A 15,542-nucleotide genomic window follows, 5' to 3' on the forward strand; every position below is an offset into this window, starting at 1 on the left:
TCGTGGTGAAATCACCCCTGCAACGGCTTGACCCCCACATCGCCTTCGGCCTGGGCCTTGATGGCAAGTGCTGCGGCGTGCGAACCTGCGGCGGTGGTGAAATAGGGGATCTTGTCATAAAGCGCGATGGTGCGGATGGATTTCGAATCCTCGACCGCCTGCGCGCCTTCGGTCGAGTTCATCACCAGCTGGATGCCGCCGTCCTTCATCATGTCGGTGACGTCCGGGCGGCCTTCGTAGACCTTGTTGACGACGCCGCAGGGGATATCCTGAGCGGCGAGCCAGCTTTGGGTGCCGCGGGTGGCGACGATGGTAAAGCCAAGGCCGGTGAGGATCTGCGCCGCCTGCAACATTTCCGGCGTCTTGTCGGCGTCCTTGATCGACAGAAACGCGCAGCCCGAGGTCGGCAGCACCATGCCCGCGCCCATCTGGGCCTTGAGGAACGCGCGGGGAAAATCGCGGTCCCAGCCCATGACCTCGCCGGTGGAGCGCATTTCCGGACCCAGGATGGTATCGACGCCGGGAAAGCGGGCAAAGGGCAGCACGGCCTCTTTGACCGAGAACCACGGCATGTCGGGATCGGCCAGGGTCATCGGGTCGGCCAGCGGCAGCACGGTGTCGTAATCGGCATCGACGTCATAGGCCGGGCGCATCGGGAAATCGGCCAGTTTTTCACCGGCCATGACGCGCGCGGCGATGCTGGCGATTGCCGAATCGGTGGCCTTGGCGACAAAGGGCACGGTGCGCGACGCGCGGGGGTTGACCTCGATCAGGAAGATCTCGCCGTCTTTCACCGCGAACTGGATGTTCATCAGCCCGACCACGTTCAGCGCATGGGCCAGGGCGCGGGTCTGGGTCTTGACCTCGGCGATGATCTCGGCGGACAGCGAGTAGGGCGGCAGGGAGCAGGCAGAGTCGCCCGAATGCACGCCGGCCTCTTCGATATGCTGCATGATACCGGCGACATGCACATCGGTGCCGTCGCAGATCGCATCGACGTCCAGTTCGACCGCGCCCGACAGGTAGCTGTCGAGCAGCACCGGGCTGTCGCCGGAGACCACCACGGCGTCAGAGATATAGCGTTCGAGCTGGGCCTGATCGCGCACGATCTCCATCGCGCGCCCGCCCAGCACATAGGAGGGGCGGATCACCAGTGGAAAGCCGATGTCCTTGGCGATTTCGAACGCCTGTTGGTCGGTGCTGGCGATGCCGTTGTGGGGTTGTTTCAGGCCGAGTTTCTGCACCAGCTGCTGGAAGCGTTCGCGGTCTTCGGCCAGGTCGATGGCGTCGGGCGTGGTGCCCAGGATCGGGATGCCCTGGTTTTGCAGCGCATTGGCCAGTTTCAGCGGCGTCTGGCCGCCGAATTGCACGATGACGCCGTGCAGGGTGCCGCTTTCCTGTTCGACCCGCAGGATTTCCATCACATGCTCGAAGGTCAGCGGTTCGAAATACAGCCGGTCGGAGGTGTCATAGTCGGTGGATACGGTTTCCGGGTTGCAGTTGACCATGATGGTTTCATAGCCCGCATCGGTCAGCGCATAGCAGGCGTGACAGCAGCAATAGTCGAACTCGATCCCCTGACCGATACGGTTGGGGCCGCCGCCCAGGATCACCACCTTTTTGCGATCGCTCGGGCGGGCCTCGCATTCGACCTCGCCCATCATCGGGGTTTCGTAGGTCGAGTACATATAGGGGGTCTGGGCTTCGAATTCGGCGGCGCAGGTGTCGATGCGTTTGAACACGGCGGTGACGCCCATGTTGTGGCGCGCGCGGCGCACGTTGTCCTCGTCCCGCCCGGTGAGCGCGCCGAGTCGGGCGTCGGTGAAGCCCATCATCTTGAGGTCGCGCAGCCCTTGGGCGGTGGTGGGCAGGCCGGATTTGAGCAGGCTTGCCTCGGTCTCGACGATTTCGCGGATGCGGGCCAGGAACCAGGGGTCGAACATGGTCACGGCGTGGATCTCGTCGTCGGTCATGCCGTGGCGCATGGCCTGGGCGATGGTGCGCATGCGGTCGGGCGTCTGCTGGCTGATCGCCCTGATCACGGCGGTCTTGTCTTCGGCGATGTCCCATTGGCCGACGGTCAGGCCGGGGATGGCGATTTCGTCAAAGCCGGTCAGCCCGGATTCCATGCTGGCCAGCGCCTTTTGCAGCGATTCGTGGATGGTGCGGCCAATCGCCATGGCTTCGCCCACGGATTTCATCGCCGTGGTCAGGTAGGGCTCGGAGCCGGGGAATTTTTCGAACGCGAATTTCGGGATCTTGGTGACGACATAATCGATGGTCGGCTCAAAGCTGGCCGGTGTCACCTTGGTGATGTCGTTGTCCAGCTCGTCCAGCGTATAGCCGACAGCGAGTTTGGCGGCGATTTTGGCGATCGGGAAGCCGGTCGCTTTGGACGCCAGCGCCGAGGACCGCGAGACGCGGGGGTTCATTTCGATCACCACCATGCGGCCATCCGCCGGGTTCACCGCCCATTGCACGTTGGAGCCGCCGGTTTCGACGCCGATCTCGCGCAAGACGGCGATGCTGCCGTTGCGCATGATCTGGTATTCCTTGTCGGTCAGGGTCAGCGCCGGGGCCACGGTAATCGAATCGCCGGTGTGCACCCCCATCGGGTCGATGTTTTCAATGGCACACACGATGATGGCGTTGTCGGCGGTGTCGCGCACCACCTCCATCTCGAATTCCTTCCAGCCCAGCAGGGATTCGTCGATCAGGATCTGGCCCATCGGGCTGGCATCCATGCCCGAGCGGCAGAAATGTTCGTAATCGTCGCGGTTATAGGCCACGCCGCCGCCGGTGCCGCCCATGGTAAAGGCGGGACGGATGATGGCGGGCAGACCGACCTCTTCCAGCGCTTCCAGCGCGATTCGCACGCCTTCGGCCAGATCCTTTTTGCCGTTTGCGTCCTTGGGGGCGGTGACGATGGTGGCCTTGGGGTTTTCGATGCCCAACCGGTCCATGGCTTCGCGGAACAGCTTGCGGTCTTCGGCCATTTCGATGGCCTCGCGCTTGGCACCGATCATTTCGACGCCGTATTTGGCCAGCACGCCCATTTCTTCGAGCGCCAGCGAGGTGTTCAGCCCGGTCTGGCCACCCATGGTCGGCAACAGCGCGTCGGGGCGTTCACTCGCGATGATCTTGGCGACAACTTCGGGGGTGATGGGTTCGATATAGGTGGCGTCGGCCATGCCCGGGTCGGTCATGATCGTGGCCGGGTTGGAGTTGACCAGAATGACCCGGTAGCCTTCTTCGCGCAGCGCCTTGCAGGCCTGGGCCCCGGAATAGTCGAACTCGCAGGCCTGTCCAATGACGATGGGCCCGGCTCCGATGATCATGATCGACTGGATGTCGGTTCTCTTCGGCATGGTGCGGCCCCTCTGGCTGGTGAGTCCCGGGCACCCCCATGTGCCCAAATTGTCCTGCGTTATAGGGATGGGCCGCGCGGGTGCAAGGGCCGAAGCGGCAAGAATCCGTATCGGGGGATCTGCATCGGTTGCCGGGTGCCGGTGTTGCCGCTATGAGGGCGCGATTGGCGGGGGCATGTGACACAGTTGGATATTCGCTTCGATCATGGGCCACAGGGGCCGGGCGACTGGTTTCGCAGGCCGCGGCGTCTGATCCGGGCCGATGAGGCGGGGCAGGTGGCGATGGCCCTGGCCGGGCTGGAAGCGGCGCAGGCCGAAGGGTACTGGCTGGCCGGATATTGCAGTTACGAACTGGGCTATGCGCTGGAACCGCGGCTGACGGGTTTGATTCCGCAGCGGCGACGGTTGCCTTTGATCTGTTTCGGGGTTTACGACGCACCGCAGCAGGGGGCGCTGGCCGGGGGCGAGGCCGGTTTCGGGCGGTTTGTGCCGGGGTGGAGCCGGACCAAGTATCGCCGGGCATTTGAACGGGTGCATGCGCTGATCCGCGCCGGGGATATCTATCAGGCGAATCTGACCTTTCCCTTGCACGCGACGGCGCAGGGCGGGGCGCAGGCGCTGTATGCGGCGTTGACGGCGCGCCAGCCGGTGGGGTTTGGCGCGTTGGTGGAACAGGACGGGTTGCCCGATCTGCTGTGCCGCTCGCCCGAACTGTTTTTTCGCACGGATGGCGCTGGGCGGGTCGAGACGATGCCGATGAAAGGCACTCAGCCGCGGGGGCGCGATGCCGCCGAAGATGCGCGGCGGCGGGCGTTTCTGGAAAGCGACATCAAGAACCGGGCCGAAAACCTGATGATCGTCGATCTGTTGCGCAACGATCTGTCGCGCGTCAGCCTGCCGGGATCGGTGCGGGTGCCGCGACTGTATCATGTCGAGACCTATGAGACCCTGCACCAGATGGTGTCGCAGGTGGTGGCGCAATTGCAGCCCGGCGCCGGGGTGGGGGACATTCTGCGGGCGCTCTATCCCTGTGGGTCGATCACCGGGGCGCCCAAGATCCGCGCCATGGAGGTGATCCGCGCGCTGGAGATGGGGGCGCGGGACATCTATTGCGGCAGTATCGGCTGGGTCGCGCCGGATGGGCGGGCCGGTTTCAACGTGGCGATCCGCACCGTTCTGCTGGAGCGCGGGCAGGCGCGGCTGAATGTCGGCGGCGGTGTGGTCTATGACAGCGACGCCGACAGCGAATATGACGAGGCATTATGGAAAGCCCGGTTTTCAAAGATATCCCACCCGATACCCGTCTGATCGAGACCCTGGCCTGGCGACCGGGGCTGGGGGCGGTGGATGCGGATCCGCATCTTGAGCGGATGGCGGCGTCGGCGCGCACGCTGGGCGTTGGGTTCGATCGGGTCCGGGCCGCGAAGCTGTTGGCGGAGCTGACGGGAGATCGTCCGCTGCGCTGCCGTCTGACGCTGAGGCTGGACGGGGATATTGCGCTGACGACCGCGCCGTTGGGGGCGTCAGCGCCGGTCTGGACGCTGGCGCTGGCCACCGAACGGGTGAGGTCGGACGATCCCTGGTTGCGGCACAAGACCACCAATCGCGGCCTGTATGACCGGTGTCGCGCGGCGCTGCCGGAGGGCGTGGACGAGCTGTTGTTTCTGAATGAACGTGGCGCGCTGTGCGAGGGCACGATCACCAGTCTCTTTGTGCGGCTGGGGGACGGGCGGCAGGTCACGCCACCCCTGTCCTGCGGGCTGTTGCCGGGGGTCTTGCGGGGGCGGTTGCTGGCCAGTGGCGAGTGGGGCGAACAGGTGCTGAGGCCGGACGATTTGCACGACGCGGTGGCGATCTGGGTCGGAAATGCGCTGCGCGGGCTGATACGGGGGCGGTTTCAGGTCAGGGGCGGGGTCAACACGGCTTGACTTTTGCGGCGCAGCCTTGTGTACCGGCGCGACGCCAGAAACCACCCAAAACGAGGCATTTCCCATGCACGCCTATCGCAGCCATACCTGCGCCGATCTGACCGCCGCCAATGTCGGCGATACCGTCCGCCTGTCCGGTTGGGTCCATCGGGTCCGCGATCACGGCGGGGTTCTGTTCATCGACCTGCGCGATCATTACGGCGTCACCCAGGTGCTGTGCGATGGCGACAGCGCCGCTTTTGCCGCGCTGGAAAAGGTGCGCAGCGAATGGTGCGTGCGTATCGATGGCACGGTCAAGGCGCGCGCCGCCGATCTGGTCAACGCCAAGCTGCCGACCGGCGAGATCGAAGTTTATGTCAGCGAGGTCGAAGTGCTGGGCGCGGCTGAGGAATTGCCGCTGATCGTATTCGGCGATCAGGAATATCCCGAGGAAACCCGCCTGCGCTATCGCTATCTGGATCTGCGCCGCGAGGCGATGCAGCGCAACATGACCCTGCGCAGCGACGTGGTGGCCAGCATGCGCCGCCGGATGTGGGACAAGGGATTCCGCGAATACCAGACGCCGATCATCACCGCCAGTTCCCCCGAGGGCGCGCGCGATTTCCTGGTGCCGAGCCGTCTGCATCCGGGCCGGTTCTATGCGCTGCCGCAGGCGCCGCAGCAGTTCAAACAGCTGATCATGGTCAGCGGGTTCGACAAGTATTTCCAGATCGCACCGTGTTTTCGCGACGAGGACCCGCGCGCCGACCGCTCGCCCACGGATTTCTATCAGCTTGACCTTGAGATGTCCTTTGTCACCCAGCAGGATGTGTTCGACACCATCCAGCCGGTGTTACGGGGCGTGTTCGAGGAATTCGGGCAGGGGGCCAAGGTCGATGCCGACTGGCCGCAGATCAGCTATCGCGATGCCGCGCTGTGGTATGGCACCGACAAGCCCGACCTGCGCAACCCGATCAAGATGCAGGACTGCTCCGAGCATTTCCGCGGCTCGGGGTTCGCGATCTTTGCCAAGCTGCTGGAACAGGACGGCACCGAGATCCGCGCCATTCCCGCCCCCACCGGCGGGTCGCGCAAGTTCTGCGACCGGATGAACGCGTTCGCGCAGAAAGAGGGCCTGCCGGGGATGGGCTATATCTTCTGGCGCGATCAGGGCGAGGGCATGGAAGCCGCAGGACCGCTGGCCAAGAACATCGGACCCGAGCGCACCGAGGCGATCCGCCAGCAGCTGGGTCTGGGTGTCGGCGATGCGGCGTTTTTCCTGGGCGGCAAGCCCAAGGTGTTCGAGAAGGTGGCCGGCAAGGCGCGCGACGCGATCGGTGCGGATCTCGGGCTGACCGAAAAGGACCGCTTTGCCTTTGCCTGGATCGTCGATTTCCCGATCTACGAGCAGGACGAGGAAACCGGCAAGATCGACTTTGAACACAACCCGTTCTCGATGCCGCAGGGCGGGATCGACGCGCTGGAGGGCGATCCGCTGAGCGTGCTGGGGTATCAGTACGACCTGTCGTGCAACGGCTATGAGCTGGTGAGCGGCGCGATCCGCAACCACAAGCCCGAGATCATGTTCAAGGCGTTCGAAATCGCCGGTTATGGCAAGGACGAGGTCGAGAAACGCTTTGGCGGCATGGTCAACGCGTTCCAGTACGGCGCGCCGCCGCACGGGGGCTGTGCGGCGGGCATCGACCGGATCGTGATGCTGCTGGCGGATACGGCGAATATCCGCGAGGTCATCATGTTCCCGATGAACCAGCGCGCCGAGGATCTGATGATGGCCGCGCCCTCTGATCCGACCAGCGATCAGCTGATGGAGCTGGGCCTGCGGGTTATCCCGCAGGACGACTGAGCGGGTCGGCGCGCAGGCAAGGGCGACGGCGGGAAGAATTGCACGGGCGGTGGTGAAACCCACCGCCGTCGGTGTTATATCCTGTCGCTAACTGGCCCTATCACAGGTTTCGCCCGTGCCCTTTGCCCCCCAACTGGCCGCCATCCGTTTCGGATGTGGATTGTCGCCGGTCCTGACGCCGCCGTCTGACGCTGTGGGTCTGCTCGACGGGCTGCGCGCGCCGGACAGCGTGGCAGAGCGGTTCCCGATTGCCGGGTTTGCCGATTACGACCGCCAGCTGGCCGAGGTCGCCCGGATCCGCCTTCGGGCGCGCAAGACGGGTGCGAGGGACACGGACCGGCCCAGGATCGTGGAGATCGGCAAGGGTTTGGCCGCGGAGCATCGCGGCTGGTTTGTGAACACCTTGCTGCGCTGGAGCTGGACCGAGGCCCCGCTGCGCGAACGGCTGGCGCTGTTCTGGGCCGACCATTTCACGGCGCGGGGCAAGGTCATGTTGATGGCGTCGGCCGGGTTTCCCTATGTCGAGGATGCGATTCGGCCCAACCTGCCGGGCCGGTTCGCCGATCTGTTGATCGCAGCGGTGACTCATCCGCTGATGCTGCATTTTCTGGATCAGAGCGGCTCGATCGGTCCCAACAGCGCGGCGGCGGGGCGGGTGAAACGGATGCGCGGGCTGAACGAGAACCTGGCCCGCGAGGTTCTGGAACTGCATACGCTGGGGGTTGGGGGGCCGTATGGGCAGGCCGACGTGACGCAGCTGGCCGAGCTGTTCACCGGACTGACCTATCGATACGGTGCCGGGTTCCGGTTTCGCAAGAACCTGGCCGAGCCGGGGGCGGAGACCGTCATGGGAGCACGCTATGGCGGCACGTCGGCCTTGGCACCGATCCACGCGGCGCTGCGCGATCTGGCGGCGCATCCGGCCACGGCGCAGCATATCGCACGCAAGCTGGCGGTGCATTTTGTCGCCGATACCCCCGATCCGGCGCTGGTGGCGCATGTGCAGGCCCGGTATCTGGCAACCGATGGCGATCTGATGGCGGTGTATGGCGCACTGATCGAACATCCCGCCGCATGGGGCAGCGAGGCGGGGAACGTCAAGCCACCGCTCGATTTTATCGCCAGCGCCTGTCGCGCACTGGCGGTGCGGCCCGAAGCCCTGCAGGGGCTTTCGCGCAAACAGGTACAGCATCACCTGCTGCGCCCGCTGGCCCTGATGGGGCAGCCGTTGATGCGCCCTAACGGGCCAGACGGCTGGCCCGAAGACGATGCCGCGTGGGTGACGCCACAGGCGGTGTCGGCGCGGCTGCGATGGGCGTTGTCCGCGCCAGGGGTGCTGTGTACCGATCTGCCGGATCCGCGAGATTTTGTCGATCGGGCGCTGGGAGAGCGGGCCACCCAACCGGTGCGGTTTGCCGCCGGTGCCGCCGAAAGCCGGTCCGATGCCATCGGGCTGGTTCTGGCCGCGCCCGGCTTTCAACGCAGATAGGAGAGACCCGATGCCCGCGCCCCTTAGTCGCCGCGCCTTTCTCGCCCGCAGCACGATTGCGGGCTGTTCGCTGGCGGCCAGCCCGCTGGTGACGCCGGTCAGCTTTGCCGCGGCCCCCTGGGAAACGCGGCTGGTGGTGATCATCCTGCGCGGCGGGATGGACGGGCTGGCGGTGGTGCAGCCGCATGGCGCGCCGGAATACGCCGGGTTGCGGCCCGACCGGCAGGCCGGGCCGGATCTGGACGGGTTTTTTGCCCTGCACCCGGCGCTGGCACCGCTGATGGGGCTGTGGGCGCGGGGCGATCTGGGCTTCGTTCATGCGGTGTCGACCCCGTATCGCGACAAGCGCAGTCATTTTGACGGTCAGGATCTGCTGGAGGCGGGCACTGTGACCCTGGAGGGGGTGCGCGATGGCTGGCTGAACCGGATGCTGGGGCAGATGACGGGGGTGCAGGCCCGTACCGCCTTTGCCGTCGGGCGCGGCGAGATGAAGGTGCTGGCCGGGCCGGCTCCGGTTGCCGACTGGACCCCGGATGCCAAGCTGACGATCAGCCCGCAGGCGATGCGGCTGGCGGAGCTGGTGATGCAGGACGACCCGGCCTTTCACGCCGCGTTGTCCGAAGCGGCGATGTTGTCGCAGACCCGGGGCACGCGGACCAAGGGTAAACCGCATCAGAAGATCGCGGCGTTTGTGGCCGAACAGCTGCGCGGCGACACTCGGGTGGCGTCGTTTTCGATCAACGGGTGGGATACGCACCGCGCCCAGCAGCGGGCGCTGAACGGTGCGCTGGGGCGATTATCCGATGCAATTCTGACGCTGCGTGACGGGGTGGGCGCGGCGATTTGGGAGCGCACGGCGATTGTGGCGATGACCGAATTCGGGCGGACCGCCCGGTTGAATGGCACTGGCGGCACGGACCACGGCACCGGTGGCGCGATGGTGCTGGCGGGCGGTGCGATTCGCGGTGGGCGGGTTCTGGGCGACTGGCCGGGGTTGGACGAGGCGGACCTTTATGGCCGTCGTGACCTGATGCCCACCGGCGATGTGCGCGCGCCGGCCGCCTGGCTGATGCGGGGCCTGGCAGGGCTGGAGCGGTCCGCGCTGGAGCGGGTGGTGTTTCCCGGGCTGGATATGGGGCGCGATCCCGGTCTGCTGTTGTGAAGGTGCAAGGCTGGGCCTAGTGTCGCGCCATGAGTGATGTTTCCGCCCCCCGCCCGATTGGTCCGCTGGTTGCAAACTGGACCCCGCCGCCGGTTCCGACCGGCGCGGTGCTGCAGGGGCGATATGCGCGGCTGGACCCGTTGGATGCGGACACCCATGCCGGGGCACTGCACCGGGCCTATGGCGGGCATGACGCGCTGTGGGACTATATGGGCTATGGCCCGTTTGACACCGAGGCCGCGTTCGCCGACTGGATCCGCGACACGGTGGCCGATCCGGGGCACCTGTTTTATGCGATCACGGATCTGCAAAGCGGTGTTGTCGGGGGGGTGGCCAGCTATCTGAGGATCGATCCGAAGGCTGGGTCGATCGAGGTGGGGAATATCAATTACGGTCCCGCTTTGCAGCGCACCCGTGCCGCCACCGAGGCGATGGCCCTGATGATGGGGTGGGCCTTTGACGCGGGATACCGGCGGTACGAGTGGAAATGCAACGCGCTGAATGCGCCGTCGCGGCGCGCGGCGCAGCGGCTGGGCTTTAGCTATGAGGGCGTGTTCCGGCAGGCGCTGGTGGTCAAGGGGCGCAACCGCGATACCGCCTGGTTTGCCGCGATCGACAGCGATTGGCCTGCGCTGCGCCGGGCGTTCCAGCAATGGCTGGCCCCAGACAATTTCGATGAAGCGGGGCACCAGATCGGTCGTTTGGGCGACCTGACTGCGCCGGTGCGGGTCGCGTCGGACCCAACGCTGTAGCGACGTGCCGTCAGCGGGCGCGCCCGCGATCAGCGCCAGGCGGTTGTGCCGCGTCCGGTGTGGTCTTGGTGGCGGCGCTGTTCGCGCGCGGCCAAGCGGGCCTGTATGGTCAGCACCAGACCCAGCGAACACAGTGCGATGAAAAAACTGGCCAACATCTCAGATTGCCCTTTTCTGGTTCAGGCGCTCCTGTACAAGCCCGGCGATGCGCGCGGTGTCGATGGCAACCGGTCCGCCGCGTTTTCGCGCCTGGGCCAGGGAGTCCGCAGCCTGGGCCAGAATAGTGTCCTGTGCACTGCGTGCCACCCCGCCGACAAACTGCGCCACATAGTCCAGGGTCGTTCCCTCGGCCTGTTCGCTAAGCACATCTGCCACATGGGCCATGTCGTCCTGATAGGCGATCGGGTCGGGGCAGATCACTTCGTCATTGATCACGCGTGGACCCAGCGGGCATTGTTCGGGGGGCAGGCGGGACAGGACCGCGTCCTGAAACACTGCCAGCGAAGTGATCGGTTTGGCCAGAAAGCCGTCGGCCCCGGCGGCGATGGCCGCGTCTTCGACACATTCGTCGCCCGAGGTGGCCAGGATCACCGGCACCCGCGGCGCGGCGCGCGCCAGTTCCTCGATCAGGTCGGTTCCGGAGCCATCGGGAAGGCCGAGGTCGACGATCAGAACCGCCGGGCGATAGACCTGCAGGTGCCGTCGCGCCGATTTCAGGCAATCCGCTCGGCGGATCCGCGCGCCGCTGCGCAGACACAGCAGACGCATCGCCTCGCAGGCAAAGCGGCTGTCTTCGACAACCAGAATGGTCAGACCCAGCAGCGGCCGGTTCGCGGTTGAAATGCGGTGCGGGGCAGAGAACGGATCAAACTCGTCCATGGTAAGCTCCTCTTGCAGACGCGACTCACGCTAGGCACCGTTGGCTAACAGGCCGTTAACGGGCGTGCGAATTGGTCCTCTTGCCGCCGGTACCGCCGCGCTGCATAAGGCGCGCAATCGAATTGAACCCGAGTTGAACAAGGAGCTCTGCCATGATCGGCCGCCTGAACCATGTCGCTATCGCCGTCCCTGATCTGGAGGCCGCATCGGCGCAATATGCCAATGCCCTGGGAGCAAAGGTGGGGGCACCGCAGGACGAACCAGATCATGGGGTCACGGTGGTGTTCATCGAGTTGCCCAACACCAAGATCGAGCTGTTGTACCCGCTGGGCGAGAACAGCCCGATCCAGAGCTTTCTGGACAAGAACCCGTCGGGCGGCATTCACCATGTCTGCTACGAGGTCGAGGATATCATCGCGGCGCGCGATCACCTGCAACAGACCGGCGCGCGGGTGCTGGGCGATGGCGCGCCCAAGATCGGTGCCCATGGCAAGCCGGTGCTGTTCCTGCACCCCAAGGATTTCAATGGCTGCCTGGTGGAACTGGAACAGGTCTGAGCGGACCGGAAAGGGGGCCATATGGCCATCACATCGGCAATCGTGCTGTTCGCCGTCATCTGGTTCATGACGTTTCTGATTGCCCTGCCGATCCGGGTCACCACCCAGGGCGATGCGGGCGACGTGGTGCCGGGTACCCATGCCGGGGCACCCGAGGTGCACAACCTGAAGAAAAAGGCGCTGATCACCACCGCCGTTGCCGTGGTGATCTGGGGCATCACGGTGACCATCATCCTGTCCGGCGTGATCAGTGTGCGGGATCTGGACTGGTTCAACCGGATGGGCGCGCAACAGTAGGGGGGCCGGTTTTCTGAAGGTGCGCCTGCGGCGCATTCGATTTTTTGCGTTCAGGCCACGCAGGCCTTTGGGGGGCCTGGCCCCCCAAACCCCCAACCCATAACCTGCGGCCAAGAATCTGGGGTCCAGAACTTGTGGAACGAGACGGTTTCGCCGACCACGCGGATCGATGTGGTTTCCGTCGGTCGCTGTGACAGCACATGTGTGCCAGTGTTATCCGGTGTTACAGCGTCAGGTAATAGCCCTGTGACGGATCGATCCGTCCCTCAAGCAGCGCGTGATACCGCGCCAGGACCGCCTCTTCGCCCTGATCGTGCACGATGGTGAACCAGCCCTGAGCCCGTTCGGCAAAGGCTGTCCAGGCGGTGTTCAGCCGGGTCTGGAACTGTTTTCGCCCCAGGGCCTGAATCCGGTCACGGGCATAGGTGGGGGCAAAGAAGAATTCGGGCCGCGCGCCGGGCAGATCGCCGCCCAGGCCCGAGGAGTCCTGCCAATGGGTCATGCCCACGGCACGGCTGCTGTAGAGCGCGTCGGTGAAGTGTTCGTGGACCTGACGGCGCAGATCGGCATTGCCGGCCATGTCCACATAGGCCGCGGGCGCGCGGGGCAGGTCGTCGATATCGTGATAGCAGAACACGCGGTCATAACAGCCCAGCCCCTGGACGAAGTCCCGGTTCGCGGCACCGGTCAGCCCGACCACCGATACGCCTTCGGGCGCGCGTTGCGACAGCAGAAAGGCCAGGCCGATCGCGGTCTTGCTGGAGGCGCTGGAGATAATGATCTGTTCGGCGCCAAAGGACTTGTTTTCGCGGTGCAGGTCATCCAGCAGAAAGGAGGTGGTGAACAGCGGGCGGAACAGGCTGATCAGCGGTTCCAGTTCGGGCTGCCATTGCGGGTCGGCGCGGCAGAAGGTGTAGGTGTTGTAGATCTCGGCGCGCGCGGCGCGATGCGGGGCGGCATCCATGAAGCCATAGGCGGTGACCTGTCCCGGTTGCACGATCAGATGGGTGGACATGGGCAGATAGCCATAGACGTGCGTGCCCCGGGCGATGTCGGCATGGGTCGAGGCGACGACGGTGGCGAATCCCCAGACCGGGATGCGGCCGTCCGTGGCAGAGTCTGTCGGGAAGAAATCCCAATATCCCAGCATGTCCGCTGCGACTCCGTAGGTGATATTGTTGGCCGTCAGCGCAAACCCGTCGATGTTCAGCAGGCAGCTGCCCGTGGGCAGGGTGTCCGGCAGGTCGGCGGTTTCAACGCGGGCCTGGGTCAGGTCGGTGCGGCGAACGATGACATTGCGGCTGATCTGGCTATGCAAAGCGGGGCTGGTATCGAGCATGGGCGGTCCTTGGCTGTGGGCAGGCAACGGCGGTTGAACCATCATGCATCAGCGGGGCGGCACGGCAAGCGCGATCTGCCGGGGTATCCGATGGGGCCGCACCGGTTCGGCAGTTTGTTGCAGGTCGGGCCAAGCTGCCTCTTGCCGGGCGTGACGCCGGGCGCTACGGTATACCTGCGCATGCGGGAGAACCGGATTTACCGGTGCCGAAGGAGCAACCGCCCCGGAAACTCTCAGGCCGAAGGGACCGCGGGCGTACACGGACTCTGGAGAGAGGCGCAGGCAGCGTCCGCCGACGGGATAACGATCTCAGGCAAAAAGACAGAGGGGGCATCGCAGAGCGCACTTGTGTGCGGCAATGAGATGCCGGATGATTTAGCAGAATCACCACGGCCTGTAACGACAGGAGCGGATATGACCGATTTGCGGATGACGCCATTGCATGCTTTGCATGATGAGCTGGGCGGCAAGATGGTGGGGTTTGCCGGCTATGACATGCCGGTGCAGTTTCCGGCCGGGATCATGGCGGAGCACATCCACACGCGCACCAAGGCCGGGTTGTTCGATGTCAGCCATATGGGGCAGGTGATCCTGTCCGGCGCGCCGATGGCCGAGATCGCGGCGGCGTTCGAGGCGCTGGTGCCGATGGATGTGATCGGACTGCCCAGGGGGCGGCAACGCTATGGGTTGTTTCTGAACGAGGCGGGGGGCGTTCTGGATGATCTGATGTTCGCCAATCGCGGCGATCATCTGTTTGTGGTGGTCAATGCGGCCTGCAAGCATGAGGATATCGCCCGCATGAAAGCGGCGCTGGAGCCGGGCGTGAAGGTGACCGAGGTGACCGACCGCGCCCTGATTGCGTTGCAGGGTCCCGAGGCGGAAGTCGCATTGATGAAGATCAACGCCGCCGTTGCCGACATGGATTTCATGGATGTCGCGACGGTGATGCTGGACGGGGTTGAATGCTGGGTGTCGCGGTCGGGCTATACCGGTGAGGACGGGTACGAGATTTCGGTCCCCGAGCGCCATGCCGAGGCGCTGGCGCGGCTGTTGCTGGAGCATGAGGACGTGATGCCGATCGGCCTGGGAGCGCGGGATTCGCTGCGGCTTGAGGCGGGGCTGTGCCTGTATGGTCACGACATCGATACACAGACTCTGCCTGCGGAGGCGGGGCTGAGCTGGGCGATCCAGAAGGTGCGCCGCCATGGCGGCGATCGCGCGGGCGGATTTCCGGGCGCCGATGCGGTGCTGGACCAGATCGTGCAGGGCGCGGCACGCAAGCGGGTCGGTCTGCGGCCCGAAGGTCGCGCGCCGATGCGCGAGGGTGTGGCGCTGTTTGCCTCCGACAGCGGCGGTGAACGGATCGGTGCGATCACCTCGGGCGGGTTTGGGCCCACCGTCGGCGGGCCGGTGGCGATGGGGTATGTCCCGACGGATCAGGCCGCGCCCGGGACCACGGTTTACGGCGAGCTGCGCGGCAAGCGTCTGCCGCTGACGGTCACCCGGCTGCCCTTTGTGGCGGCGAATTTCAAACGCTAGTCCAACAAGGAAACAGGACATATGAAATACACGGAAGAACACGAATGGCTGTTGGAAGAAGGCGATCTGATCGTGGTCGGCATCACCGAGCATGCGGCCGAACAGCTGGGCGACGTGGTGTTTGTCGAGCTGCCCGAGGCGGGCACCGAAGTCACCAAGGATGAAGAGATCGTGGTGATCGAGAGCGTGAAGGCGGCCAGCGATATCCTGGCGCCGCTGGATGGCGAGATTGTCGAGGTGAACGGGACGCTGACCGATAAGCCGGGTCTGGTGAACGAGGATGCCGAGGGCGGGGCGTGGTTCTTCAAGATCAAGCCGTCGGACCTCAGCCCGATGGACGATTACATGGATGAAGCCGCCTATAAGGACTTTATCGCCTGAGCCCGTGG

14 protein-coding genes and 2 riboswitches are annotated in these 15,542 nt (G+C 65.2%); of the genes, 10 read left to right on the forward strand and 4 right to left on the reverse strand.

Going from position 1 to position 15,542, the window contains the following annotated elements:
- Positions 1–11: 11 nt before the first annotated feature.
- A complete protein-coding gene (gene carB / locus NANH_RS0118595) occupies positions 12–3,368 on the reverse strand; it encodes a carbamoyl-phosphate synthase large subunit (protein ID WP_027263428.1) in 3,357 nt (1,118 codons plus the stop codon).
- Positions 3,369–3,554: 186 nt separating this feature from the next.
- On the opposite strand from carB, the gene NANH_RS0118600 reads away from it, so the two are divergent.
- The 6 genes from NANH_RS0118600 to NANH_RS0118625 all read left to right on the forward strand — a co-directional run bounded on the left by NANH_RS0118600 (position 3,555) and on the right by NANH_RS0118625 (position 10,542).
- Positions 3,555–4,676 (forward strand): aminodeoxychorismate synthase component I, encoded by a 1,122-nt coding sequence (locus NANH_RS0118600; protein WP_027263429.1) that lies wholly within the window; start codon positions 3,555–3,557, stop codon positions 4,674–4,676.
- Positions 4,631–5,296, forward strand: a complete 666-nt coding sequence (locus NANH_RS0118605; protein ID WP_027263430.1) for an aminotransferase class IV family protein — start codon at positions 4,631–4,633, stop codon at positions 5,294–5,296. The genes NANH_RS0118600 and NANH_RS0118605 overlap by 46 nt, the downstream gene beginning before the upstream one ends.
- Before the next feature lie 64 nt (positions 5,297–5,360).
- Positions 5,361–7,139 carry an aspartate--tRNA ligase gene (gene aspS / locus NANH_RS0118610; RefSeq protein WP_027263431.1) on the forward strand — a complete coding sequence of 593 codons (1,779 nt, stop codon included), beginning with the start codon at positions 5,361–5,363 and terminating at the stop codon, positions 7,137–7,139.
- 115 nt (positions 7,140–7,254) lie between these two features.
- The gene (locus NANH_RS0118615; protein ID WP_027263432.1) at positions 7,255–8,628 is read left to right on the forward strand and encodes a DUF1800 domain-containing protein; all 1,374 of its coding nucleotides are present in this window, start codon (positions 7,255–7,257) and stop codon (positions 8,626–8,628) included.
- Positions 8,629–8,638: 10 nt separating this feature from the next.
- On the forward strand, positions 8,639–9,790 hold the full coding sequence (locus NANH_RS0118620) for a DUF1501 domain-containing protein (protein ID WP_027263433.1): 1,152 nt from the start codon (positions 8,639–8,641) through the stop codon (positions 9,788–9,790).
- 29 nt (positions 9,791–9,819) lie between these two features.
- Positions 9,820–10,542: a GNAT family N-acetyltransferase gene (locus NANH_RS0118625; protein ID WP_027263434.1), complete on the forward strand. Its 723-nt coding sequence runs from the start codon at positions 9,820–9,822 to the stop codon at positions 10,540–10,542.
- A gap of 29 nt (positions 10,543–10,571) precedes the next feature.
- Here NANH_RS0118625 and NANH_RS29595 read toward each other — a convergent pair whose 3' ends face one another.
- Together NANH_RS29595 and NANH_RS0118635 are read right to left on the reverse strand one after the other, a co-directional pair.
- Positions 10,572–10,700: a hypothetical protein gene (locus NANH_RS29595; protein WP_281171032.1), complete on the reverse strand. Its 129-nt coding sequence runs from the start codon at positions 10,698–10,700 to the stop codon at positions 10,572–10,574.
- A gap of 1 nt (position 10,701) precedes the next feature.
- Entirely contained in the window at positions 10,702–11,421 is a 720-nt protein-coding gene (locus tag NANH_RS0118635) for a response regulator (protein ID WP_027263435.1), read from the reverse strand.
- A 152-nt stretch (positions 11,422–11,573) separates the two neighbouring features.
- Between NANH_RS0118635 and mce the strand changes: the two genes are divergently transcribed.
- Positions 11,574–11,978, forward strand: coding sequence for a methylmalonyl-CoA epimerase (mce, locus tag NANH_RS0118640; protein WP_027263436.1), 405 nt, complete (start codon positions 11,574–11,576; stop codon positions 11,976–11,978).
- A 21-nt stretch (positions 11,979–11,999) separates the two neighbouring features.
- Positions 12,000–12,275: a DUF1467 family protein gene (locus NANH_RS0118645; protein ID WP_027263437.1), complete on the forward strand. Its 276-nt coding sequence runs from the start codon at positions 12,000–12,002 to the stop codon at positions 12,273–12,275.
- 223 nt (positions 12,276–12,498) lie between these two features.
- On the opposite strand, the gene NANH_RS26565 is transcribed toward NANH_RS0118645, so the two are convergent.
- Entirely contained in the window at positions 12,499–13,614 is a 1,116-nt protein-coding gene (locus tag NANH_RS26565; protein WP_051372502.1) for a DUF2855 family protein, read from the reverse strand.
- Positions 13,615–13,787: 173 nt separating this feature from the next.
- Positions 13,788–13,874, forward strand: a riboswitch (glycine riboswitch).
- Between the two features lie 4 nt (positions 13,875–13,878).
- A riboswitch (glycine riboswitch) is annotated at positions 13,879–13,941 on the forward strand.
- Between the two features lie 87 nt (positions 13,942–14,028).
- On the opposite strand from NANH_RS26565, the gene gcvT reads away from it, so the two are divergent.
- Together gcvT and gcvH are read left to right on the forward strand one after the other, a co-directional pair.
- A complete protein-coding gene (gcvT, locus tag NANH_RS0118655) occupies positions 14,029–15,153 on the forward strand; it encodes a glycine cleavage system aminomethyltransferase GcvT (protein ID WP_027263438.1) in 1,125 nt (374 codons plus the stop codon).
- 21 nt (positions 15,154–15,174) lie between these two features.
- The gene (gene gcvH, locus NANH_RS0118660) at positions 15,175–15,534 is read left to right on the forward strand and encodes a glycine cleavage system protein GcvH (protein WP_027263439.1); all 360 of its coding nucleotides are present in this window, start codon (positions 15,175–15,177) and stop codon (positions 15,532–15,534) included.
- Positions 15,535–15,542 lie beyond the last annotated feature (8 nt).

Origin of the sequence: Sedimentitalea nanhaiensis DSM 24252 (genome assembly GCF_000473225.1) — a bacterium.
GTDB classification, from domain to species: Bacteria; Pseudomonadota; Alphaproteobacteria; order Rhodobacterales; family Rhodobacteraceae; genus Sedimentitalea; species Sedimentitalea nanhaiensis.